The organism is Saccharothrix espanaensis DSM 44229 (assembly GCF_000328705.1).
In the GTDB taxonomy this organism is placed as follows: domain Bacteria; phylum Actinomycetota; class Actinomycetes; order Mycobacteriales; family Pseudonocardiaceae; genus Actinosynnema; species Actinosynnema espanaense.
On the sequence record NC_019673.1, the window covers coordinates 8,885,087 to 8,906,963 of the forward strand.

25 protein-coding genes are annotated in these 21,877 nt (G+C 73.3%); 5 read left to right on the top strand and 20 right to left on the bottom strand.

Annotation, left to right across the window (positions count from 1 at the left end; translation table 11 throughout):
- Positions 1 to 54: 54 nt before the first annotated feature.
- A complete protein-coding gene (locus BN6_RS39050; RefSeq protein ID WP_015105394.1) occupies positions 55 to 1,026 on the top strand; it encodes a M64 family metallopeptidase in 972 nt (323 codons plus the stop codon).
- A gap of 24 nt (positions 1,027 to 1,050) precedes the next feature.
- Here the strand turns inward: BN6_RS39050 and BN6_RS39055 are convergent, their stop codons facing one another.
- The 20 genes from BN6_RS39055 to BN6_RS39150 all read right to left on the bottom strand — a co-directional run bounded on the left by BN6_RS39055 (position 1,051) and on the right by BN6_RS39150 (position 18,441).
- The gene (locus BN6_RS39055) at positions 1,051 to 1,635 is read right to left on the bottom strand and encodes a TlpA disulfide reductase family protein (RefSeq protein ID WP_015105395.1); all 585 of its coding nucleotides are present in this window, start codon (positions 1,633 to 1,635) and stop codon (positions 1,051 to 1,053) included.
- Positions 1,632 to 2,258: a histidine phosphatase family protein gene (locus tag BN6_RS39060; RefSeq protein WP_015105396.1), complete on the bottom strand. Its 627-nt coding sequence runs from the start codon at positions 2,256 to 2,258 to the stop codon at positions 1,632 to 1,634. The genes BN6_RS39055 and BN6_RS39060 overlap by 4 nt, the downstream gene beginning before the upstream one ends.
- On the bottom strand, positions 2,255 to 3,544 hold the full coding sequence (gene hemL, locus BN6_RS39065) for a glutamate-1-semialdehyde 2,1-aminomutase (RefSeq protein WP_015105397.1): 1,290 nt from the start codon (positions 3,542 to 3,544) through the stop codon (positions 2,255 to 2,257). Before hemL ends, BN6_RS39060 begins: the two co-directional genes overlap by 4 nt.
- A gap of 11 nt (positions 3,545 to 3,555) precedes the next feature.
- The gene (locus BN6_RS39070; protein WP_015105398.1) at positions 3,556 to 3,888 is read right to left on the bottom strand and encodes a hypothetical protein; all 333 of its coding nucleotides are present in this window, start codon (positions 3,886 to 3,888) and stop codon (positions 3,556 to 3,558) included.
- Between the two features lie 107 nt (positions 3,889 to 3,995).
- Positions 3,996 to 4,451, bottom strand: a complete 456-nt coding sequence (locus BN6_RS39075) for a hypothetical protein (RefSeq protein WP_015105399.1) — start codon at positions 4,449 to 4,451, stop codon at positions 3,996 to 3,998.
- Positions 4,451 to 5,023, bottom strand: coding sequence for a proline-rich domain-containing protein (locus BN6_RS39080; RefSeq protein WP_015105400.1), 573 nt, complete (start codon positions 5,021 to 5,023; stop codon positions 4,451 to 4,453). The genes BN6_RS39075 and BN6_RS39080 overlap by 1 nt, the downstream gene beginning before the upstream one ends.
- Positions 5,020 to 5,670 carry a hypothetical protein gene (locus BN6_RS39085; protein ID WP_015105401.1) on the bottom strand — a complete coding sequence of 217 codons (651 nt, stop codon included), beginning with the start codon at positions 5,668 to 5,670 and terminating at the stop codon, positions 5,020 to 5,022. The genes BN6_RS39080 and BN6_RS39085 overlap by 4 nt, the downstream gene beginning before the upstream one ends.
- 22 nt (positions 5,671 to 5,692) lie before the next feature.
- On the bottom strand, positions 5,693 to 6,079 hold the full coding sequence (locus BN6_RS39090) for a hypothetical protein (RefSeq protein WP_015105402.1): 387 nt from the start codon (positions 6,077 to 6,079) through the stop codon (positions 5,693 to 5,695).
- The gene (locus BN6_RS39095; protein WP_051075893.1) at positions 6,076 to 6,618 is read right to left on the bottom strand and encodes a hypothetical protein; all 543 of its coding nucleotides are present in this window, start codon (positions 6,616 to 6,618) and stop codon (positions 6,076 to 6,078) included. Before BN6_RS39095 ends, BN6_RS39090 begins: the two co-directional genes overlap by 4 nt.
- 169 nt (positions 6,619 to 6,787) lie before the next feature.
- Positions 6,788 to 7,378 (bottom strand): proline-rich domain-containing protein, encoded by a 591-nt coding sequence (locus BN6_RS42790; RefSeq protein ID WP_015105404.1) that lies wholly within the window; start codon positions 7,376 to 7,378, stop codon positions 6,788 to 6,790.
- 42 nt (positions 7,379 to 7,420) lie between these two features.
- On the bottom strand, positions 7,421 to 7,987 hold the full coding sequence (locus tag BN6_RS39105; protein ID WP_051075894.1) for a hypothetical protein: 567 nt from the start codon (positions 7,985 to 7,987) through the stop codon (positions 7,421 to 7,423).
- A complete protein-coding gene (gene hemB / locus BN6_RS39110) occupies positions 7,984 to 8,961 on the bottom strand; it encodes a porphobilinogen synthase (protein ID WP_015105406.1) in 978 nt (325 codons plus the stop codon). Before hemB ends, BN6_RS39105 begins: the two co-directional genes overlap by 4 nt.
- 58 nt (positions 8,962 to 9,019) lie before the next feature.
- Entirely contained in the window at positions 9,020 to 10,552 is a 1,533-nt protein-coding gene (locus BN6_RS39115; protein ID WP_041315603.1) for a bifunctional uroporphyrinogen-III C-methyltransferase/uroporphyrinogen-III synthase, read from the bottom strand.
- Positions 10,553 to 10,566: 14 nt separating this feature from the next.
- Complete coding sequence (hemC, locus tag BN6_RS39120) at positions 10,567 to 11,508, bottom strand: hydroxymethylbilane synthase (RefSeq protein WP_015105408.1); 942 nt, start codon at positions 11,506 to 11,508, stop codon at positions 10,567 to 10,569.
- On the bottom strand, positions 11,505 to 12,827 hold the full coding sequence (locus BN6_RS39125; RefSeq protein ID WP_015105409.1) for a glutamyl-tRNA reductase: 1,323 nt from the start codon (positions 12,825 to 12,827) through the stop codon (positions 11,505 to 11,507). The genes hemC and BN6_RS39125 overlap by 4 nt, the downstream gene beginning before the upstream one ends.
- 205 nt (positions 12,828 to 13,032) lie before the next feature.
- Entirely contained in the window at positions 13,033 to 13,803 is a 771-nt protein-coding gene (locus BN6_RS39130) for a redox-sensing transcriptional repressor Rex (RefSeq protein WP_148303177.1), read from the bottom strand.
- A gap of 356 nt (positions 13,804 to 14,159) precedes the next feature.
- Complete coding sequence (locus tag BN6_RS39135) at positions 14,160 to 14,810, bottom strand: fasciclin domain-containing protein (protein ID WP_015105411.1); 651 nt, start codon at positions 14,808 to 14,810, stop codon at positions 14,160 to 14,162.
- A 77-nt stretch (positions 14,811 to 14,887) separates the two neighbouring features.
- Positions 14,888 to 16,378, bottom strand: coding sequence for a molybdopterin-dependent oxidoreductase (locus BN6_RS39140; RefSeq protein WP_015105412.1), 1,491 nt, complete (start codon positions 16,376 to 16,378; stop codon positions 14,888 to 14,890).
- 212 nt (positions 16,379 to 16,590) lie between these two features.
- The gene (locus tag BN6_RS39145) at positions 16,591 to 16,827 is read right to left on the bottom strand and encodes a glutaredoxin family protein (RefSeq protein ID WP_041315607.1); all 237 of its coding nucleotides are present in this window, start codon (positions 16,825 to 16,827) and stop codon (positions 16,591 to 16,593) included.
- 144 nt (positions 16,828 to 16,971) lie between these two features.
- A complete protein-coding gene (locus BN6_RS39150; RefSeq protein ID WP_015105414.1) occupies positions 16,972 to 18,441 on the bottom strand; it encodes an AMP-binding protein in 1,470 nt (489 codons plus the stop codon).
- Between the two features lie 217 nt (positions 18,442 to 18,658).
- Between BN6_RS39150 and BN6_RS39155 the strand changes: the two genes are divergently transcribed.
- The 4 genes from BN6_RS39155 to BN6_RS39170 all read left to right on the top strand — a co-directional run bounded on the left by BN6_RS39155 (position 18,659) and on the right by BN6_RS39170 (position 21,798).
- Entirely contained in the window at positions 18,659 to 19,258 is a 600-nt protein-coding gene (locus BN6_RS39155; RefSeq protein WP_408005350.1) for a sigma-70 family RNA polymerase sigma factor, read from the top strand.
- A gap of 109 nt (positions 19,259 to 19,367) precedes the next feature.
- A complete protein-coding gene (locus BN6_RS39160; RefSeq protein WP_015105416.1) occupies positions 19,368 to 20,474 on the top strand; it encodes a DUF5667 domain-containing protein in 1,107 nt (368 codons plus the stop codon).
- 39 nt (positions 20,475 to 20,513) lie between these two features.
- Complete coding sequence (locus tag BN6_RS39165) at positions 20,514 to 21,404, top strand: HAD family hydrolase (protein WP_015105417.1); 891 nt, start codon at positions 20,514 to 20,516, stop codon at positions 21,402 to 21,404.
- Positions 21,397 to 21,798, top strand: coding sequence for a hypothetical protein (locus BN6_RS39170; protein ID WP_015105418.1), 402 nt, complete (start codon positions 21,397 to 21,399; stop codon positions 21,796 to 21,798). Before BN6_RS39165 ends, BN6_RS39170 begins: the two co-directional genes overlap by 8 nt.
- Positions 21,799 to 21,877: the final 79 nt, after the last annotated feature.

A 21,877-nucleotide genomic window follows, 5' to 3' on the forward strand; every position in this document is an offset into this window, starting at 1 on the left:
AAACCCGACTTTCCACCCTTGTGAGTGAGTGACCCACTTCATAGCGTGAGTCCCATGCGCGTGAGCCGACTGACCCTGCCGGTCCTGGCCGTCGCACTCGTCGTCGCCACCGCCCCTGCGAGCGGTGGCGCGGTCGAGTCCCCGGTGGAGTCGAACCCGGTGGAGTGGCGGGAGGCGTTCTCGCCGGACGGCACCATCACCCGGGTCGCCGTCCCGGTCGCGGCGGAGCCGAGAGCCGCGGTGTCCGAGGTGGTCGCCGACGTGGTGCCGGTGCAGCAGACCGGGCCCAGTGACCAGCGGTTCGACCTGGTGTTCGTCGGGGACGGGTACACCTCGTCCGAACTGGACACCTATCACCGACACGTCGTGGGCAAGTGGGACGAGCTGTCCGCCGTGGAGCCGTTCAAGTCCTACAAGCAGTACTTCAACGTGTGGCAGGTCAACGTGGTGTCCGCCGAGTCCGGGGTGGACAACGACCCCGCGCTGGGCTCGGCCAGGGACACCGCGCTGGACATGGGCTTCTGGTGCCAGGGCCGGGACGTCAACACCGAGCGGCTGCTGTGCGTGAACCAGGCGAAGGCCGCGCAGTTCGGCGCGCTCGCGCCGGAGGCCGACCAGGTGATCGCGCTGGGCAACACCGCCAAGTACGGCGGCGCGGGCGGCGGGGTGGCCACCGCGGCGGGCGCGAACGCGCAGGCCGGGCAGATCGCCGTGCACGAGCTGGGGCACTCGATCGGCGGGCTGGCCGACGAGTACGACTACCCGTACGACCGGTACTCCGGCGGCGAGCCGTTCGAGCCGAACGCGACCGCCGACCCGTCGGGCGCCAAGTGGTCCCGCTACCTGGGCCAGACCTCCCCCGACGGCGGCACGGTCGGCGCGTACGAGGGCAGCCGGTACTACCGGTACGGCCTCTACCGGCCCACCGAGAACTCGATCATGCGCACGCTGGGCCGCGAGTTCAACCTCGTCGGCCGCGAGGCGATGGTCGACGCCTTCAAGACCAAGATCCCCGAGATCCGCTGACCCGGTGCGCGGCGCTCCCCCTGCCTACGCCTCGGCCGCCAACTCCTTCACCAGCGGCACCAGGTCGGTCGCGATCAACGTCTCCAGGAACACCGCGGCCACCCGGTGCTGCTTGTCCAGCACGATCGTCGAGGGCACGGTGTTGGGCGGCAGGCCCTTGAACGCCAGCAGGGTGCGCCCGGACTCGTCGTAGATCGACGGGTAGCTCAGGTCGCGGTCGCGCATGAAGTCGCGGGGCTGCTCGGCGGAGCTCTCCTTCACCGCGATGCCCACCACCTGCACGCCCAGCGACCCGGTCTCGTCCTGCACCTTCTGCAGCTCGGGCGACTCGGTGCGGCACGGGCCGCACCACGAGCCCCAGATGTTGACCACGACGACCTTGCCCGCGTAGTCGGCCAGCGAGACCGTCCGGCCGTCCTCCCGCACGTCCGGCCCGGACAGCACGCGGACCGCCTTGCGCTGGTCGCCGTCGTAGCGGATGCGGACCTGGCCGTCGGGCGCGACGAACTGGAAGTCCGAGCCGGTCACCACCGCGTCGTCGCCGGTCGCGCACGCCGTCGCCACGAGCAGCAGCGACAGTGCCGACAGCGCCGCTGCGAGCCGCTTCACGCGCCCGTCACCCGCGGGCTGGTCGCCCCGGCGGGCTCGGTGTAGACGACCCGGACCAGTTCCTCGCCCTCGAACACCAGGCTGGTCAGCGACGCCAGCGAGCACTCCCGGCGGCGCGGGTCGTGCCACATCCGCTTGCCCTCCAGGAACCGGCGCAGCGTCCAGATCGGCAGCTGGTGCGACACGCACACCGCCTCGTGGCCCTCGGCCGCCGCGCGCGCCCGCTGGACCGCCCCGAGCATCCGGTGCGCGATCTCCAGGTAGGGCTCGCCCCACGACGGCTTGAACGGGTTGACCAGCTTCGGCCAGTGCTTGGGCGAGCGCAGCGCGCCGTCGCCGACCGCGACCTTGAGGCCCTCGAACTTGTTGCCCGCCTCGATCAGCCGGTTGTCGGTGGCCAGGTCGAGGCGGTGCGAGTCGACGATCGGCGCGGCGGTCTGCTGCGCCCGGTCCAGCGGGGACGCCACGACGTGCGCGATGTCGTGGTCGGCGAGGTGCTCGGCGACGACGAGCGCCTGCTTCTGGCCCCGCTCGGAGAGCTTGTAGCCCGGCAGCCGGCCGTACAGGACCCCGGTCGGGTTGTGGACCTCGCCGTGGCGGAGCAGGTGCACGACGGTCTTCACTGCTTGGCCTCCGCGGCGGCACGGGCGGCGTGGGGCAGGGCGTCCGCGATCACCGCGAAGTCCTCCTCGGTCATGGCGGCGTTGACGAACCACGCCTCGAACGCGCTGGGCGGCGGGTAGACGCCGCGCTCCAGCAGGGCGTGGAAGAACGGTGGGAAGCGCCAGGTCTGCGCGGCCTGCGCGCCCGCGTAGTCGACCACCTCGTCCTCGGTGAAGAAGACGCTGACCAGGTTGCCCGCGAACTGCACCCGGTGCGGCACGCCGGCCTCGGTCAGGGCGGCGGTGAACAGCGCGCCCAGGCGGGTCGCGTTGGCGTCCAGCGCCCGGTACACGTCGTCGGTGGCGGCGCGCAGCGTGGCCAGGCCCGCGGCGACCGCCACCGGGTTCCCGGACAGCGTGCCGGCCTGGTAGACCGGGCCGGCCGGGGCGAGCTTGGCCATCACGTCGGCGCGCCCGCCGAACGCGGCGGCGGGCAGCCCGCCGGACATCACCTTGCCGAACGTGTAGAGGTCGCCGGCGACCTGCTCCAGGCCGTACCAGCCGGCCCGGGACACCCGGAAGCCGGTCATCACCTCGTCCATCACCAGCAGCGCGCCGTGCGCGTGGCACAGCTCCAGCAGCCCGGCGTTGTGCCGGGGCGCGACCGCGCCCATGTTGCCTGCCGCGGCCTCGGTGATCACGCACGCGATCTCGTCCGGGTGCTGGGCGAACGCGGCTTCGAGGGCGGGCAGGTCGTTGTACGGCAGCACGATCGTGTCGGCGGCCTGGGCGCCCGTCACGCCGGGCGAGGTGGGCAGGCCCAGCGTCGCGACGCCGGAGCCGGCGGCGGCGAGCAGGGCGTCCACGTGGCCGTGGTAGCAGCCGGCGAACTTGACGACCTTGCGCCGCCCGGTGAAGCCCCGGGCGAGCCGGATCGCGCTCATCGTCGCCTCGGTGCCGGAGTTGACCAGGCGCACCTGCCGGACCGGCGCGACGCGGGCGATGATCTCCTCCGCCAGCTCGATCTCGCCCTCGGTGGGCGTGCCGAACGACAAGCCGCTCACGGCGGCCGTGCGGACGGCCTCGACGACCTGCGGGTGGGCGTGGCCGAGGATCATCGGCCCCCACGAGGACACCAGGTCCACGTACCGGTTGCCGTCGGCGTCCCACAGGTGCGGGCCCTCGCCGCGGACCATGAACCGGGGCGTGCCGCCGACCGAGTGGAAGGCCCGGACCGGCGAGTTGACGCCACCGGGGATCACCGCCGCCGCGCGCTCGAACAGTGCCTGGGATCGCGTGGAAGTCACGGGGTCCAGTCTCACACGTCCGGTTCGGCGACCTTCTCGCGACCACGGGTGCGGACCGCGAGCAGCAGTTGCCGGACCGCGTCGAGCAGCAGCACACCGGCCACCGTGCCCAGGCCGAGCGCGCCGCCGACCCAGTTGCCCAGGTAGCGGGTGGACTCCAGCGGCGCGTGGTTCTCCACCGGGTAGCTGTAGCGCAGCACACCCCGGTTCCAGCACCACACCGCGAGCGCCACCAGCGCCACCGCGAGGACGACCTCGCCGGCCGCCACGGCGGCGCGCAGGGGCTGGTGCAGCCCCGGGCCCGGGGCGTCCGCGACGGGGGCTTCGGAGGTGGCAGCGGTCACCGGCTCAGCCTCTCACGCCTCGTCACGGCGCGGGGCACGGGTCGCGAGCAGCCGGTCCGACGCCGCGCAACGCGTCCGGGCCACGCCGCCCAGCACGTCACGACGCCTCACCCCTCGCCGCGACGCGGAGCGCGCGTCGCGAGCAACCCGTCCAGCGCGGCGCGCAACGCCTCCGGGTCACGCGCCCAGCCCAGCACGACCTCGCCGTCGGCCAGTCGCACCGGCACCGGCCCGGTGCCGCGCGGCTCGGTCCAGCCGCCGCCGAGGATCCGGGCGCCGGCGCGCGGCTCCACGCCGGACACCTCCGCGATGTCGCGCACCCGCACCTCCTCGCGGCCCAAGTGCAGCGCGGCGGGCGTGAGCAGCACGCCGTGCAGCCGTCGCCGGCCCTGCACCCAGACCAGCGCGGCGAAGCTCAGCCCGGCCGCCACGAGCAGCCACAGCAGCGGGAACACCGCGCCGGTCAGCGCCTCCACGCCCAGGCCGACCAGGCCGAACACCGGCCCCCACAGCACCGGCCACCAGGACGCGCCGGGTTCCCGGTAGAGCACCGGCTGGTCCATCAGCCCAGGTTCCCGGCGAAGTAGTGCCGGGTGCCCGGCAGGAAGCTCAGGACGCCGGCCGCGGCGGGCAGCACCAGCCGCAGCACGATCACCGCCCACGACGCGGCCTCGGTGCCGCCGGACCTGGACGCCACGACCGCCGCCGCCACGGCCAGGATGCCGAGCACCAGGTATCCGCCGCACAGCGCGATCCGGGCGTAGTAGCTGCCGCCCAGGAACGCCACCGCGCCCCACACCCCGCCGACCGCGAGGCAACCGGTGGCGAACAGCGTCATCACCGCGCCGAACCCGACGAACCCGCCCTGCTCGGCGAGTTCGCGCACCACCGTGCCCACCGGCCAGATCAGCGCGGCGAGCAGCCACAGGACGAACGCCGCGACGACCGCCCCGGGCCGTGCCACGGCCGACGTCTGCTGGTCGATGCCGCGCATCTGGCCGGGGAACCCGAGCGGCTGTGGCCCGTAAGGCGAGCCCTGCGGCGGCCCGTACGGCGACCCCTGCGGCGGCCCGGCCTGCGGCAGGTGCACCGGGCGCATCGGCTGGTCGAACGGGTCGAACGGCGGCTGCGTCATCGGCGGTTCACCCACCTCACGTAGTCGTTGGCCGGGGGCAGGAACATCGCCACGACCCCCAGCAGGAGCACGCCCAGCAACAGCAGGCACCAGACGATGCCCGCCCACCAGTTCGCGTACGCGCTCAGGTCGCCGGTCTCCCACCCCGTCACCACCACCAGCCACAGCAGCAGGGCGGGGGCGGCCAGCACGGCGAGCAGGACCCGGGCCCAGTTGCGGCCGGAGCGCAGCTTGAGCGCGCCGAGCACGAACGGCACGGCGAGCACCGCGAACCCGAACCCGAACAGCACGGGCGTGAGCCGCGCGCCGAACCGCGCCTCTTCCCTGGTGTAGGGCTCGGGCCCGCCCTGGGAGTCCCGGTAGAGCTGATCGGCGAACGCGTCGCCGCCGGTGAAGAACAGGGCGGGCAGGCCGACCACCACCAGCACGACGCCGGCCAGCCACGTCCAGGACGCGACGGTCAGCGCGGCGGGCCGGCGCGGGGCGAGCCCGCCCTGGTCGACGGCCGGCATCGGCAGCGGGTAGCCGGCGTAGCCCGAGTAGCCCGGGTGACCGGCGTCCACCGGGTGGCCGGGCGGCGGCGCGGCCGGTTCGCCGGGCAGGTGGACCGGCTGGAACGGCGAGGCGTACGGGTCTGGCTCGGACATGGGCGCTCTCCGGCGGGGGGTTCTAGTGCTGCGTCACCCACTCTGCCGTACCGCGCAGCCAGGTGAACGCCAAACCGGCCCCGATCAGGAGCAGCAGCACCAGGTTCGGCCCGGCCGACGCGGTCAGCACGATCCACAGCACGTGCAGCACGGCCACGGCGGTGAGCGCGCCCCGCGCCCACCGCGTGCGCCGCCGCAGCAGCAGCGCGAACACCACGTACCCCGCGCCGCACACCAGCGCCACGGTGGTGAGCTGCACGAGCCGCTCGGTCACCGCCGAGCCGTCCTGGCCCGCGCCGGTCCACTCGTCCCGGCGCAGCCACAGGTAGCCGACGTGCAGCAGGCCGAACGCCGCGAGCGCGAACCACAGCGCCACCGCCGCGCGCGCGGTCGACGGCGGTGCGGTCACCGAGCCCGCTTCACCGAGTCGAAGTAGGCCTTCGAGTTGGGCAGGTAGAGCAGGACCACGGCGACCACGCTGATCAGCGAGGTGAGCAGGCCCGAGACGCCCGCGCCGACCAGCAGCGTGGACAGCAGGCCGAGCACGGTCAGCGCGGCGAGCACGACCCGGGCCCAGTTGCGGCCCGCCCGCGCCTTGAACGCGAACAGCACGTAGAGGCCCGCCATGACGACGCCGACCACCGCGGTGATCATGATGTTGGCGCTGACGAGCGCGTCGAACTCCTCGGCCGAGAGGTCGGCCGTCTGCGGCGCGCGGCGCAGGGCGTCGGCCACGGCGTCGCGCTGGGCGAAGGCCAGCAACCCGCCGATCACCGACAGCACCGCGCCCGCGATCCAGATCCAGAACGAGATCTGGACCTCCTTCGGCACCGGCAGCGCCGGGCCCGCGGCGGAGGGGGTGCCGTGCAGCTCGGACTCGCTCAGCGGCGGGGGCGCGGGGATGTGGGGCTGCTGCGGCCCGCGGTCCGGGTCCTGTGGGGTCGTCACATCGGGAAACGCTAGAACCACCCAGCGCCACTGTCCACCGCGACGGGCCGGCGCGCGACGGACCGCGACCCCGATTTCCGACGAAGGTCGTCGGGGCGTGCGACTTAGGTCGTTCGAGGTAGGGGGCGTGTTGCCCGTCGGGTGACGGGCAACACGCGCGAGACTGCGGTCAGGCGGACTTGAAGTAGTGGTTCGCGTCGGGCTTGAACATGAAGATCAGCGCGCCGACCGTCACCGCGAGGGACACCAGCGACAGCAGCGCCTGGATCACGCCGAAGAAGCCGATGCTGAACAGCAGGCCGAAACCGGCCAGGCCCACCAGGCCGGAGATGACGCCGATACCGCCGAGCACCGCCAGCACGATCCGCGCCCAGTTCGCGCCGTTGCGCATCTGGAACACGATCAGCACCCACACCGCGAACAGGATGATGCTGAAGATCGCCGTGCCGTACGCCGGGCCGCCACCCAGCGAGCCGCGCAGCGACGGATCGAGGCCCTTGGTCAGCTCGTCGTAGAGCGCCTGCGCGGTGATGAAGCTGATGATGCTGGACAGGATGCCGATGCCCGCGCCGACCATCCACAGCAGGAACGCGGTGTCGACGGACTTCGGGCGCGGCGGGCGGCTCAGCTCACCGGGGGACAGCGGCGGCGCCTGGGGCGGGTAGCCGGGCTGCTGGGGGTAGCCGCCCTGCTGGGGGTGGCCGCCGGGCTGCTGGGGGTAGCCGCCCTGCTGGCCGTAGGGGTCCTGAGGAGTGGTCATGCGCGGACCGTAAGAGGACGGGCCGGTCGAGTCGACCGGAAATCACAATCCGTTAGCTACCCGGGGTGTTTTATCGGCGACGGAACGCTGTGATCGGAAGTACCCGGAAACTGACGGCAAATACATCAGCACGATCGCCGCCGCGTCCAGCACCATCGTGATGGTGCCGAACACCAGGTCCGGCGTGGCCACCTGCAGCTTCATCGCGGCCGCCAGACCCGAGGCGACCAGGATCAGCCGGGTCACCCCGACCACGATCCCGACCGCGCCGAACACGGTCAGCACGATCCGCGCCCAGTTCCGGCCGCCGGCCACCCGGTTCGCCAGCACCGCGTACACCAGCACCAGCAGCGCGCCCATCAGCAGGCCCATCAGGATCCCGCCGGACACCGCGGCGTCCACCTCGTCCTGGCTCATCGTGACGCCGTTGCGCTGCTGGTCCTCGCGCAGCATGTCGATGAGCATCCCGCGGTCGGCCAGTTGAAACAGGAACCGGCCCAGGCCGACCAGGGCGCTGCCGATCCACAGCCACCGGGCCAGGTCGACCAGCTTCGGCGGGGTCGGCTTCGGCCGGGCCGGTCTGCGCCCGACCGGGGACGGCCGGCTCACCCGCGGTCCAGCCACCGCGCCGCCTCCGCCGCCCAGTAGGTGAGCACGACGTCCGCGCCGGCACGTCGGATCGACGTCAACGTCTCCAGCACGGTCCGCTCGCGCTCGATCCACCCGTTACGGGCGGCGGCCTCGACCATCGCGTACTCGCCCGAGATCTGGTAGGCCGCCACCGGCACGTCGGCGACCTCCCGCACCGCGCGCAGCACGTCGAGGTAGGGCAGCGCGGGCTTGACCATCACCAGGTCGGCACCCTCGGCGAGGTCGAGCTCCACCTCGCGCAGCGCCTCCCGCGCGTTGGCCGGGTCCTGCTGGTAGGTCTTGCGGTCGCCCCGCAACTGCGACTCGACGGCCTCGCGGAACGGCCCGTAGAGCGCCGACGAGTACTTCACCGAGTAGGCCAGGACGCCAGTGTCGGCGTACCCGGACTCGTCCAGCGCCTTGCGGATGACCCCGACCTGGCCGTCCATCATGCCACTGGGCCCGACCAGGTGGGCGCCGGCGCGCGCCTGCGCCACCGCCATCTCGCCGTAGATCTCCAGCGTGGCGTCGTTGTCCACCTCGCCGGTGGGCGTGAGCACGCCGCAGTGGCCGTGGTCGGTGAACTCGTCCAGGCAGCAGTCCGACATCAGGACGGTGCTGTCGCCCAGCTCGGCGCGCAGGTCGGCCAGCGCGACGTTGAGGATGCCGTCCGGGTCGGTCGCGCCGGAGCCGACCGCGTCCCGGGTCGTCGGCACGCCGAACAGCATCAGCCCGCCGACCCCCGCCTCGACCGCCTCGACGGCGGCCTTGCGCAGCGAGTCGCGGGTGTGCTGGACCACGCCCGGCATGGCCGAGATCGGGACCGGCGCGGCCGCGCCCTCCTTGACGAACATCGGCAGCACGAGCTGCCGGGGCCGCACGCTGGTCTCGCTGACCAGGCGGCGCATCGCGGGCGTGGTGCGCAGCCGGCGGGGACGGTGGGCGGGGAACACGCGGGCACTCCCTACGAGAAGAGGTCGGGGCCCCGGAAGAGGCCCCGACCTGGTTGCTTCACGAACGGCGCAGGCGCTTGGTCTTGCGCGGCGGGGGCAGCGCGCCCTCCGCCCTCAGCCTGGCCGCGTGCTGGGCCAGCGCGTCCACCAGGGCCGGCACGTTGGCCTCCTCCGGTTGGACGTCGACCCGCAGGCCGAACTCGCGGGCCGTCTCGGCGGTCTGCGGTCCGATGCACGCCACGAGCGTCCGGGCGTGCGGCTTGCCCGCGATGCCGACCAGGTTGCGGACCGTGGACGACGAGGTGAAGCACACCGCGTCGAACCCGCCCGACTTGATCATCTCGCGGGTGTCGGCGGGCGGCGGCGCGGCCCGCACGGTGCGGTAGGCCGTCACGTCGTCGATCTCCCAGCCGCGGTCCCGCAGGCCCGCCGCCAGGGTCTCGGTGGCGATGTCGGCGCGCGGCAGCAGCACCCGGTCGACCGGGTCCAGGATGTCGTCGTACGGCGGGAAGTCGGCCAGCAGGCCCTCGGAGGACTGCTCGCCGGAGGGCACCAGCTCGGGGATGATCCCGAACGAGCGCACCTTGGCCGCGGTCGACTCGCCGACGCAGGCGATCTTCACGCCGGAGAACGCCCGCGCGTCCAGGCCGAACTCGCGGAACTTCTCCCACACCGCGCGGACGGCGTTGGTCGAGGTGAACACCACCCACTGGTAGCGGCCGTCGACCAGGCCCTTCACCGAGCGCTCCATCTGCGCCGGGCTGCGCGGCGGCTCGACCGAGATGGTCGGCACCTCCACCGGGATCGCGCCGTGCGAGTGCAGCCGGTCGCTCATCGCGCCCGCCTGCTCCTTCGTCCGCGGCACGAGCACCCGCCACCCGTAGAGGGCGCGGGACTCCCACCAGGACAGCTTGGCGCGGCCGGCGACGGCGCTGCCGACCGTGACGACCAGCGGGCCGCCCAGGTCGCCGGCGTCGGCGGCCAGCGACGCCAGCGTGGTGTCCACGGTGCGCTGGCCGAAGCCGGTGCCGTCCGCGGTCACCGCCACCGGGGTCTGCGGCGCGACGCCGTTCTCCACCAGGGAGGACGCCGCCTCGGCGAGGTGGCTGCCGGTCGCGTGCAGGACCAGCGTGCCGGGCGCGGCGGCCAGGCTCGCCCAGTCCGTCACGCCGCGCACGTCGGCCTCGGTGTGCACCGCGCCGAGCGCGACACCCGCGTACGCGGGCACCGCCGTGCCCGCCGGGACACCCGGCACCACGTCGAAGGCGATCGTCGTCTTCGAGACCGCCTGCGCCTCCTTGACCACGGAGTCCAGCGTGAGCGGGTCGCCCGCCACCAGCCGGACCACGGCGTGGCCGTTCTTCGCCTCGGTCACCAGGTCCTTCGCCACGTCGGCCGGATCACCGACCGCCGGTCGGATCTCCACTCCGTCCGGGACGAGGGCGACCACCTCGGACGGCACGTCCGGGTCCGTCACCACGAGTTCCGCCTTGGCCAGCAGATCACGGGCGCGGACCGTGAGCAGGCCGGTGTCGCCGGGGCCGGAGCCCACGAAGGCGACACGGCCGGGGGTCTTGCGTGCGCGGGTCATCAGGGCACTCCCCATCAACTACGCCCCTCCGACCGCGCAGCGGCGAGGCCGGAGAGGTCGAGCAACTCGACGGCCAGCGCGCGGCCGAGTTCCTCTGCTGCGGTCAAGTCACCGGTGGCGGACGCACGGAGGAGGTCGCCGTCCTCCGTCGCCATGACCCCGCGCAGGGACAGGCGGAGGACTACCGCTCCCTGGTCGTCAAGGTCTTCCACCACATCGGCCAGTGCGCCGACCGGCGCGCTGCACCCCGCTTCGAGCTCGGCCAGCATGGCCCGCTCGGCGGTGACAGCGGCCCGACTGGCCGAATCGTCCAGAGTGGACTGGAGGAGGTGCTCGGCGTCGACGTCGTCGACCCGGCACTCCACCGCGAGTGCGCCCTGTGCGGGCGCGGGGAGCATCTGGATGGGCTCCAAGGTCTCGGTGATCTCGGCCGTGCGGCCGAGTCGGGCGATGCCGGCGCGCGCCAGCACCACGGCGTCCAGCACGCCCTCGGCCACCTTACGGATTCGGCTGTCGACGTTCCCGCGCAGCGGCACGACGTCCAGGCCCAGGCCCAGCGCCGCCAGCTGCGCGGCGCGGCGCGGCGACCCGGTGCCGACCGTCGAACCGGTGGGCAGCTCGCCCAGGGTCAGGCCGTCACGGGCGACGAGCGCGTCGCGCGGGTCCTCGCGCGGCGGCACGGCGGCCAGGGACAGGCGCGGGTCGCGCGCGGTGGGCAGGTCCTTGTACGAGTGGACGGCCACGTCGATCTCGCCGTTGGCGAGGGCGTCGCGCAGCGCCGAGGTGAACACCCCGACGCCGATCTCGGCGATCGGCGCGGACGACCGGTCGCCGGGGGTGGAGATGGTGACGATCTCCACGTCGGCGCCGGCGGCGCGCAACGCGTCGGCCACGTGACCGGTCTGCGCGAGTGCCAACGCACTGCCGCGCGTACCGATCCTCAGGGTGCGGTTCACCGCTTCTCACCTTTGGGTCGCGTCGAATGGGGGGTGCTCACGGCCGCCGGTTTCTGCGGGTCGAGGCCGAACAGCTCGCGCAGCGCCTCGGCGTACCCGGCACCGCCGGGCGCGGCGGCCAGCTCCTTGACCCGCACGGTCGGGGTGTGCAGGAGCTTGTCGACCACCCGGCGCACGGTCTTGGCCAGCTCGTCGCGGACCGCGCCGTCGAGCTCGGGCAGCCGCGAGTCCAGCCGCAGCAGCTCGGTGTCCACGACCTCGGCGGCCCGCTTGCGCAGGGCCGTCACGGTGGGCGTGACCTCGGCCGAGCGCTGCCCGGCCAGGTAGCCGCGCACCTCCTCGGCGACGATCTCCGCCGCGCGCAGGGCGTCCTGGCCGGTGGGGGCGTCGGACAGCCGTCGTTGCAGGGTCTCCAGGTCGACCACGCGCACGCCGGCGAGCAGCTCGGCGGCGGGGTCGACGTCCTTGGGCAGGCCGAGGTCGCACACGACCAGCGGCCGGCCGGGCGCGCGGTCGCCGATCAGCTCCGCGCCGACCACGACGTCCACCGAGCCGGTGCAGGCGAACAGCACGTCGGCGGCGGCGATCTCGGCGACCAGGTCGTCCAGGCCGGTCGAGCGGGCGGGCACGCCGTCCGCGACCAGCGCGTTCGCCAGCCGCGCGCCGTTGGCGGCGGTCCGGTTGGCGATGACCACCTCGCCGATGCCGGCCCGGCGCAGGTGCGCGGCGGCCAGGCCGCCCATCGAGCCCGCGCCCACCACCAGGGCGGTGCGGCCGGCGAGGCCGTCCAGCTCGGTGGCGGCGTCGGCGAGCGCCTCGGACACCACGGACGCGCCCGCGTGGTCGATGTCGGTGTCGGTGTGCACCCGCTTGCCGACCCGCAGCGCCTGCTGGGTCAGCTCGTGCAGCACGCGGCCGACGACGCCGGCCTCGTCCGCGCGGGTGTAGGCGGTGCGCAGCTGGCCGAGGATCTGGGCCTCGCCGACCACCATCGAGTCCAGGCCGCCCGCGACCGAGAACAGGTGCTCGACGGCGGCGGCGGCGTAGTGCACGTACAGGTGTTCGAACAGGTCCGCGGGCTCCGCGCCGGCTTGCCGGGCGAGCACCTCCACGACCTCGTTCATGCCGCCGTGGAAGGTCTCGACCACGGCGTAGACCTCGACCCGGTTGCAGGTCGAGAGCAGCACGGCCTCGGACACGCTGGGCGCTGCGAGCAGCTGGTCCAGCAGCTTGCCGAGGTCGGCGTCGGCCACGGCGACGCGTTCCAGCACCGGAACCGGCGTGGTGCGATGGGACAGCCCGACGACGAGGACGCTCATGACCGCACCGGGCCCGTCCCGGGGAGCACCCCAGAGAACGACGACACAGCGGACGACGACACAGAGAACGACACAGCGGACGTCACAGCGGACGTCACAGCGGACGACACAGCGGACGTCGCCGAGGACATCCCGGGGCACGTCTGGAGGCCCGTCGCCGGTCCGGTCGAAGAGACCGGAGCCGTCCGGCCCACTACCCGCACGATCACGGGCGAATCACCACCCCGTCCACACCGACGCCGTTGACCACGTCGACGGCGGCTTCGTCGGCCCGCCGCGCCACGTGGAACGACAGGATCTGCATCTCGACCGCCAGGTCGACCTTGCGCACCTCGACGTTGTCCGGCACTTGGAGCACGACGGGTGCGAAGTTCAGGATGCACTGCACGCCGGCGGATACCAAACGGTCGCAGACGGCCTGGGCGGCCTGGGGCGGTGTGGCGATGACGCCGATCGAGACCTCGCGAGCGGCGCAGATGGACGTGATGTCGTCGATGTGGTCGACGGGTATGCCGCCTACCGGCACTCCGGTGAGGTCCGGGTCGATGTCGAACAGCGCGGCGACCGGGAAGCCCCGGCTCGGGAAGCCGCCGTAGTTGGCCAGCGCGTGACCAAGATTACCGATGCCGACGACCGCGACGGAGTGCTTGCGGGTGAGCCCGAGGATCCGCTCGATGTGGCTGACGAGCACCTCCACGTCGTAGCCGACGCCCCGGGTGCCGTACGAGCCGACGTAGGAGAGGTCCTTGCGCAGCTTCGCCGAGTTGACCCCGGCCGCGCCCGCGAGCTCCTCGCTGGAGATGGTCGTCACGCCCTGCTCGGCCATCCCGGAGAGCACCCGGAGGTAGACCGCGAGCCGTGCCACCGCCGCCTCGGGGATCGCGCGCGCCCGTTCCCGGACGTCCGCGACCGACTCGGCGGGCGGCTTCGAGGTGGTGGTCACGACCTCGTCACCCTCGCCCCGCCGATCCACCACGCTGGCTCTCCTCGACATCCGAAGCACTGACCCGCCGGGCACCGTCACCAGCGGAGTGATAAACCCACCGTACCGCTTGTGAACGTGTGCACAAAGTCGGCGACCTGACGGCCGGGCGGGCACCTGAACGCGTGCGACCCCCATGGAACATCCCCCCGTGGGAAAGGTGGGCCGGGTCGCCGCGTGGATACCCGCCGGACCGGCCGGGCTCGTCACCCTCCTTCGGGTGAACCCGGCGGGACCGGCCGCGCCGGTGCCCGGACGCCGAAGATCCGGCGGCCCGAGGGCCGCCGGATCCGGGGCAGTGCAGGGGAGGTGGGGGCGTTCCGGGGGAGGTCCGCCCCCACCGGCCGGGGTCACGCCGCGGGCGGCGTGAGGACCTTGCCGATCACGAACACGGTGGCGTTCTTGGTCGGGATGTTGCCGCACAGGACGGGCGCGCCGTTCACGGTCATCGCGTCACCGGTGCCGGCGACCTTGAGCTCCTGGCCGGTGAGCGACTTCACGGTGCCGGCCGACTCCAGGCCCTTGGCGTCGTAGCGCTTGTCGACCACGTGGAAGGCCAGGATCTTGCCCAGGGTGGTCGGGTCGTTGGCCAGCTCCTGGAACTTGGCGTCGCCCAGCTCGGCGAACGCGGGGTCGTACGGCGCGAACACGGTGATCGCGGGCTTGGAGTTCAGCGTGTCGACCAGGTTGGCCGCCTTGACGGCCGCCACCAGCTTGGTCAGCAGCGGGTTGTTGCTCGCCGCGATGGCCACCGGGTCGCTGACCATGCCCTGCAGGGAGCCCTTGTTCGACGGGTCCTGCGGCACGCTGGCGCAACCCGCGCCGAACACGTCGGTGGTCTGGGTGACGCCGTCGGCCATGGCCGAGGACGACGCGGTGGCGGCGGTCGTGGTGGTGGCCGCGGCGGTGGTGCTCGTGCTGGAGGCGCTGTCGCCACCTCCGCAGGCAGCGAGAGACAGGGCGGCTGCGGCGGCGACACCGGCGATGGCGAGCTTGCGCACTGGGAATCACTCCTCGTTTTACCGGATTCGGTATTCACTGAGGTGTTCGAAGCCGGGGTCGATCCGGTTCGACCCAATCACTCGATCGTGAAAAAAATCGAGTGCCAGCCGGTCGCGCCGTCCGGGATCGGGGCCACCCGCTCCGCGGGCTGGGTGAAGCCCTTGAGGTCGGTGGCCCGGCACTCGACGGTGTGCCCGCCGGCGGGCAGGTCCAGCTCGGCGCGCCACATCCGCCACGTCGACCCGTTCACGGCGGTCGCCAGCTCGGCGTCCCGCCACGGCCCGCCGTCGGTCCGCACCTCGACCTTGCCCACCCCGGTCGGCTGCGCCCAGGCCACCCCGCTGACCACCGCCCGGCCCCGCACGGTGGCGAAGCCCTGCGGGGTGTCGATCCGCGACATGACCTTGACCGGGCCCTTCTGGCCCCAGCCGCGTTCCAGCCAGTACCCGCGCTTGTCCGCGAACGTGGTCAGCTCCAGGTCGACCACCCACTTCGTGGCCGACAGGTAGCCGTAGAGGCCGGGGACGACGAGCCGGGCCGGGAACCCGTGCTCGACCGGCAGCGGCTCGCCGTTCATGCCCAGCGCGATCAGCGCGCCCCGGTCGCGCTCCAGCACCACGTCGACCGGGGAACCGGCGGTCCACCCGTCCACGCTGGTGGAGAAGAGCTGGTCGGCGCCCTGCTTGATGCCCGCCTCCAGCAGCACGTCGCGCAGCGGCACGCCGACGAAGTTCGCCGTCGACACGTACGGGCCGCCCACCTCGTTGGAGACGCAGGTCATCGTGATCGTGCGTTCGACCAGGTCACGGCGGCGCAGGTCGTCGTAGGAGAGGGTCAGTTCGCGGTCGACCAGCCCGTGCACGCGCAGCGTCCAGTCCTCGGCCAGCACCCGCGGCACGCTCAGCGCCGTGTCGACCCGGTAGAAGTCCCGGTTCGGCGTGATGAACGAGGGTGTCCCGTCCGCGACGAAGTCCGCGCCGGCCGGGATCGCGGGCGCGGGGGTGGTCGGCTTGAGCTCGCCGACCGCGCTGCGCGAGCCCTCGACGTCGGTCCGGGTGCCGATGAACTGCCCGCCGAGACCGGCGAGCACGCTCGCGCCCGCCGCGATCAGGAACGTCCGCCGCCCCTCCCCCGGTGCCGAGGGCGCACTCGCGGCCCGGTGCAGCCACCGGAACACCAGCACCCCGACCACCCCGGCCGCGACCGGCGCCAGGACGGCCAGCTGGCCCAGGTCGGGCCGGTAGAGCACGGCCGCGACGCCGAGCGCGCCGAGCGCGGTGGCCAGGATCGTGCCGGGCAGCGGGCTCGTGCGCGACAGCAGCCCGGCGACCACCGCGACGGCGGCGATCACCACGGCCATGCCGACCAGCAGGACGAGCTTGTCGTAGGTGCCGAACGTGCGGACCGCGAAGTCCTTCAGCGGCGTCGGCGTGAAGTCGATGGCGGTGTTCCCGACCGCCAGGAACGGCGACGCGGTGGGCCCGACCAGCCCCGCGACGAGGTGCCCGGCCGCGAGGGCGGCGGCGACACCGAGAAGGCCGATCAGGGCTGCGGTCCAACGCGACATACGGGTAATTCGACACCGGAGCCGCCCCGGTTCGGTGAATTCGTAAGCCCCCGGTAATCCACTCCCCCGATCTCGGGCTCCGGGACCCCCGGATCGGCCCCGCTCGCCCCTTGGGCTTCGACGGATCGGGAGCGGCGGATCGGGCGGCGGGCTGGATCGGGCGGCGGGCGGGGCCGGGCGGGGCCGGGCAGCAGACCGGATCGGGCGGTGGGTCAGGCCAGGGCGGCGCGGAGCCGGTCTTCCTCGACCGACCAGTAGCCGTGCTCGGCACCGTCGACCAGGATCACCGGCACCCGGTCGCCGTACTCGGCGCGGAGTTCGCGGTCGCTGTCCACGTCCTGCACGTCCCACGGCACCTCCAGTTCGCCGCAGATCCGTTCGAGGTCGGCCCGAGCCTGCTCGCAGGCGTGGCAGTCGACGCGGCTGACCAGGGTCACGTGGTGGCTCACACGCCCATCATCGCGCACCGCCCCACAGCGCCGACGTGGCCTCCGGCCCCCGGTTCCATGGTCCCACGGACCACCGACAATCCCCGCCTCGACGGGGCCGGGACGAGGGCCGAGGCGGGGCCGCGCGGACGACAGCGGGGGCGGTCAGGAGAGGGGGAGGCGGAGGCGGGCTCGGGCGAGCTTGCCGGTGGGGGAGTGCGGGAGGGTGGTCGCGAACTCGACGGCCGTGGGGACCTTGAACTTCGCCAGGCGGGCCGCGCAGTGGTCCTTGACCGCGTCTTCGGTCAGGTCCGCGTCGTCACCGAGCACCACCACGACCTTCACCGACTCGCCGGTCCGCTCGTCGGGCACGCCGACCGCTGCCGCTTCGGCCACGCCCGCCAGCTCCGCCACCACCTGCTCGACCTCGTGCGGGTAGACGTTGAAGCCGTTGACGATGATCAGGTCGCCCGCCCGGTCCACCAGGTGCAGGTCGCCCTCCTCGTCGAGGTAGCCGACGTCGCCGGTGCGGAACCAGCCCTCGGCGTCCGGGCCGTGCGCGCCGTCCGGCCAGTAGCCGCTGAACAGGTTCGCGCCCCGGGCCGCGACCAGGCCGGTGCCCGGCTCGTCCTCGTCCAGGTCGAGCGGGCGGCCGTCGCTGTCCACCAGGCGCACCTCGACACCGGGCAGCGCCCGGCCCACCGAACCCGGCTTCGGGGTGCCGCCGACCAGCGTGGAGGTCAGCACCGGGCCGGTCTCGGTCAGGCCGTAGCCCTCGTACACGGGCAGGCCGACGGCCTGGCGCACGCCGTCCAGCACGCCCGCCGCGAGCGGCGCGGCACCGGAGGTGAACAGGCGGACGGTGGCCAGGTCCTCCCGCAGGCGTTCGGCCGGCTGGGCCACGATCGCCTGGTACATCGGCGGCACGCCGACCAGCGTGGTCACCCGGTGCTCGCGGATCGCGGTGAGCGCGGCGTCCGGGTCGAACCGCTCCAGCAGCACTGCCGTCGCGCCCGCGCCCGCCACCTGGAGCAGGCCCGGCCCCAGGCCGTAGACGTGGAACAGCGGCAGCGCCAGCAGCACCCGGTCGCCGGCGGTCACCGGGGCGGGACGCAGGGACGCGCACTGGTCGACGTTGGCCAGCAGCGCCCGGTGCGAGAGCATCGCGCCGCGCGGCACGCCGGAGGTCCCGGACGTGTAGCCGAGCACGGCCAGGTCCTCGCCGGAGCCGGTGGTGGCGAACTCGTCGCCGGGCAGCAGCTCGGGTTCGGGCAGCGCGGTGGCGTCCGTGTCGCCGGCGTCGCCGACCAGCAGCCGCGCGCCGCTGTCGGCGACCAGCCGCTGGAGTTCGCGGGCGGGTTGGCCCGGCCCGGCCGGCACCACGACACCGCCCGCGCGCAGCACGCCGAACACGGCCACGCAGAACGCCGGGCCGGTGGGCAGCCGCACGACCACCCGGTCACCCGGTTCGACGCCCGCGTCCACCAGTCGGTGGGCCTCGCGGTCCACGAACGAATCGAGTTCCGACCAGGTGTAGCTGTTCGCAGTCGTGACATCGACCAGTGCCACGTGCTTGGGTCCACGGTGCGCGGAGGCGCGAACCAGGTCGGCGACGTTGCGTGCGGAAGCGGTCAAGTCGACCTCCTGGTTTACCTCTGCGGACCTCAGCGCAGTCTGTCACGGGCGGGTGGCGTCACGCAGTGCCCGGCGAACGCGTGGTGGGTTCGAGACCGGTTGCCGCTACCTACTACGGAGTAACAACACGTATGCTGCCCGGACGGCGACTCTGTGGAGGTGCCGCGAGCCGATGACCGCAAGGGCGCGCGACAAGACGGACCGGACACTCCGCTCGATGTGGAGTGCGGGCGGCCGGTCCAGCACGATCGAGGGTGTGCAGAACGACTCGGTCGAAGAGCCGTGGGACCTCGTGCGTGCCGCCCAGTCCGGCGACACGGACGCGTTCGGCGCGCTCTACGACCGGTACGTGGACGTGGTCTTCCGGTACGTGCTGTTCCGGGTCGGCGACCGCACCCTGGCCGAGGACGTCACCAGCGAGACGTTCCTCCGCGCGCTGCGCAGCATCGGCTCCATCAGCTACCAGGGCCGGGACGTGGGTGCGTGGTTCGTCACCATCGCCCGCAACATCGTCTTCGACCACGTGAAGTCCAGCCGCTACCGGCTGGAGGTCACGACGGCCGAGCCGGCGGACAACCGCGAGGTCACGAGCGGTCCCGAGCAGGAGGTGCTGACCGACGCGGCGAACGCGGAACTCCTCAAATGTGTAGCCCAACTGGGTGACGACCAGCGGGAATGCATCACTCTCCGTTTCATCCAGGGCTTGTCCGTGGCGGAGACGGCCGCGAAGATGGGTCGCAACGAAGGCGCCATCAAGGCCCTGCAACACCGCGCTGTGCGCAGGCTGGCCCAACTGCTGCCGAACTGGCTGCGGTGACCGGTTGCCACGATCGCGTGGTCCTGGGACGCGTCGCTCGTGCCCGCGTAACCCCGGCACCCGCGGGTTCGTTACTCGGGGCAGGAACTCCTGACGAGTCTGGTGCGGGATGGTGGGCAGAGGGATCACGCCGCTAGGGCGTCACAGGCAGCGCGAGCAGTTCGCCCGCGCCGTCGACGCGCTGCCCGAACAAGCCGACCCGGCCTTCGCGGACGAGCTCGCGGTGGTCGCCCTGCTGCGGAAAGCCGCAGTCACGAGCGGCCCGGACGAGGCGGCCAAGGCCCGGATGCGGGAGCGGGTGCTCAACGCCTCCCCGCCACCGACCGCCAAGATCGACAGCATCCGTCCGCGCAGCGGAGCCCGTGGGCGATTAGCGGTAGCCCTGGCCGCCGCGCTGTGCCTGGTGTTCTCGCTGGCCGGGATGAGCCTGCTGCTGTCCCGCGACGCGCTGCCCGGTGACGCGCTCTACGGCGTCAAGCGCACCGCCGAGTCGGCCTCGCTGGGCCTGACCTTCGGCGAGGAGTCCAAGGGCTACAAGCGGCTGGAGTTCGCCGCGGCCCGGATCTCGGAGATCGAGACCCTGGTCGACCGCTACCGCGACTCCGGCGGCGGCCCGCTGGGCGGCCACCTCACCGCGCTGACCGACTTCGACGCCGACGCCGCGGCCGGTTCCCGCGTGCTGGCCGCGCACGGGACGGGCTCGGACGGGACGGGCTCGGACGAGCGCACGCTCGGCTCGCTGCGCGAGTGGGCCACCTCCCAGACCACCCGCCTGGGCGACCTGCGGGACCGGCTGCCCGCCGAGGCGGCGACCCGCTCCGGCACGTCCCTGGACCTGCTCGGCCGCATCGCGCAGCGGGCCGCCGACCTGGCCGCGCGCAGCCGCTGCGCGACCGTGACGACGGGCGAGGTCGACGAGGTCGGCCCGGTCCCGGCGACCGGCGAGTGCAGCGCGCCGCCGATCGCCCCCAGCCCGTCCGCGACGCAACCGTCGGGCACGTCGATCGCGGTCACCCCGACGCCCGCCGGACCCACCACGTCCACATCCGCGCCCGCGCCGACCGCGACCGCACCCGCGCCCGGCAGCGGCGGCACCACGCCCCCGACCAGCAAGCCGGGCCTGCCGCTCCCGTCGGTGACGGTCACCGTCGAACCGCCCGTCCAGCTGCCTTCGCTGCCCATCACGCTGCCGCCGCTGCTCGGTCTCAGCGGCTGATCGCTACCCTGTCCCCAGCGGACGCTGGGAGGCGCTGACGTGGTGAAAAGGCGTGTGGTGGAGGGCTCGGCGGAACGGGAGCGGCTCGCCGAACTGGCCGGCGAGGCCTCGGCCGAGGCCGCGCTGGCCTCGGTGCGCGGTCCGGGCGTCGACTCCCCCACCGACCTGACCGCCGCCGCGTTCTTCGACGTGGACAACACGATGATGATGGGCGCGTCGATCTTCCACTTCGCGCGCGGCCTGGCCGCGCGCAAGTACTTCAAGAACTCGGACCTGGCCGGGTTCGCCTGGCAGCAGATCAAGTTCCGGGTCGGCGGCCGGGAAGACCCGCAGAGCGTGCAGGCCTCCCGCGAGCAGGCGCTGTCGTTCGTCGCCGGCCGGTCGGTCGCGGAGCTGGTCAGCCTCGGCGAGGAGATCTTCGACGAGCTGATGGCCGACAAGATCTGGACCGGCACCCAGGCCCTGGCGCAGATGCACCTCGACGCCGGGCAGCGGGTGTGGCTGGTCACCGCCACCCCGGTCGAACTGGCCCAGATCATCGCCCGCCGGCTCGGGTTGACCGGCGCGCTCGGCACGGTGTCGGAGAGCGAGGACGGCATCTACACCGGCAAGCTCGTCGGCGACCTGCTGCACGGCCGGGCCAAGGCGCACGCGGTGCGCTCGCTGGCCGCCAAGGAGGGCTTGGACCTGCGCCGCTGCACGGCCTACTCGGACTCGGTCAACGACGTGCCGATGCTGTCCGTGGTCGGCACGGCGGTCGCGGTCAACCCCGACTCGGGCCTGCGCGACACCGCCCGCAAGCGCGGCTGGGAGATCCGCGACTTCCGCACCGGGCGCAAGGCCGCGAAGATCGGCGTGCCGTCGGTGCTCGGCGCGGGAGCCGTCGCGGGCGCGATCGCCGTCGGCCTGGCCTACCGCCGCCGTGGCTGAGCCGCAGGCGCCCGCCGCGCGCTACGTCCGGTTCCAGGCCACGACGCCCAACGCGCGCGGCCTCTACCCGGGCGTGTTCGGCCTGGTCAACCGGCTGGCGCGGGAGGGCAGGCTGACCCCGGGGCAGGACGAGTTCCGCCGGGTGAACAACGCCTGGTACGACGCCGCCTACCTCACCCCGACCACCGTCGACCCGACCGTCTACGACCTCGACCTGCACCCCGGCGCGGTGGCCTGGTTCAAGTCGTCGGCGCAGCACCTGATCAGCCGGGTCGACGGCTACCTGACGGTCCTGGCCGCGCACGGCGTGGGCTGCGAACGCGTGACCACGGACGACCCGGGCGTGATCGTGTACGAGGACGACGAGCAGGTCATCGCCAAGCCCCGCCCCTGACCGCGCGGCACCGGACCGCGTCGGCGCCGCGGAGGACCGACGGCCCGGACGCGAAGCCGACGATCGTGACCAGTCCCGC

What these genes read in the sequence shown, in the direction of transcription:
- BN6_RS39085 (WP_015105401.1), bottom strand. Translation starts at nt 5,670, where the DNA reads ATGTCCGAGCCAGACCCGTACGCCTCGCCGTTCCAGCCGGTCCACCTG.
- BN6_RS39155 (WP_408005350.1), top strand. Translation starts at nt 18,659, where the DNA reads ATGTGGAGTGCGGGCGGCCGGTCCAGCACGATCGAGGGTGTGCAGAAC.
- BN6_RS39160 (WP_015105416.1), top strand. Translation starts at nt 19,368, where the DNA reads ATGGTGGGCAGAGGGATCACGCCGCTAGGGCGTCACAGGCAGCGCGAG.
- BN6_RS42790 (WP_015105404.1), bottom strand. Translation starts at nt 7,378, where the DNA reads ATGACCACTCCTCAGGACCCCTACGGCCAGCAGGGCGGCTACCCCCAG.
- BN6_RS39050 (WP_015105394.1), top strand. Translation starts at nt 55, where the DNA reads ATGCGCGTGAGCCGACTGACCCTGCCGGTCCTGGCCGTCGCACTCGTC.
- BN6_RS39140 (WP_015105412.1), bottom strand. Translation starts at nt 16,378, where the DNA reads ATGTCGCGTTGGACCGCAGCCCTGATCGGCCTTCTCGGTGTCGCCGCC.
- BN6_RS39080 (WP_015105400.1), bottom strand. Translation starts at nt 5,023, where the DNA reads ATGACGCAGCCGCCGTTCGACCCGTTCGACCAGCCGATGCGCCCGGTG.
- BN6_RS39115 (WP_041315603.1), bottom strand. Translation starts at nt 10,552, where the DNA reads ATGACCCGCGCACGCAAGACCCCCGGCCGTGTCGCCTTCGTGGGCTCC.
- BN6_RS39075 (WP_015105399.1), bottom strand. Translation starts at nt 4,451, where the DNA reads ATGGACCAGCCGGTGCTCTACCGGGAACCCGGCGCGTCCTGGTGGCCG.
- BN6_RS39125 (WP_015105409.1), bottom strand. Translation starts at nt 12,827, where the DNA reads ATGAGCGTCCTCGTCGTCGGGCTGTCCCATCGCACCACGCCGGTTCCG.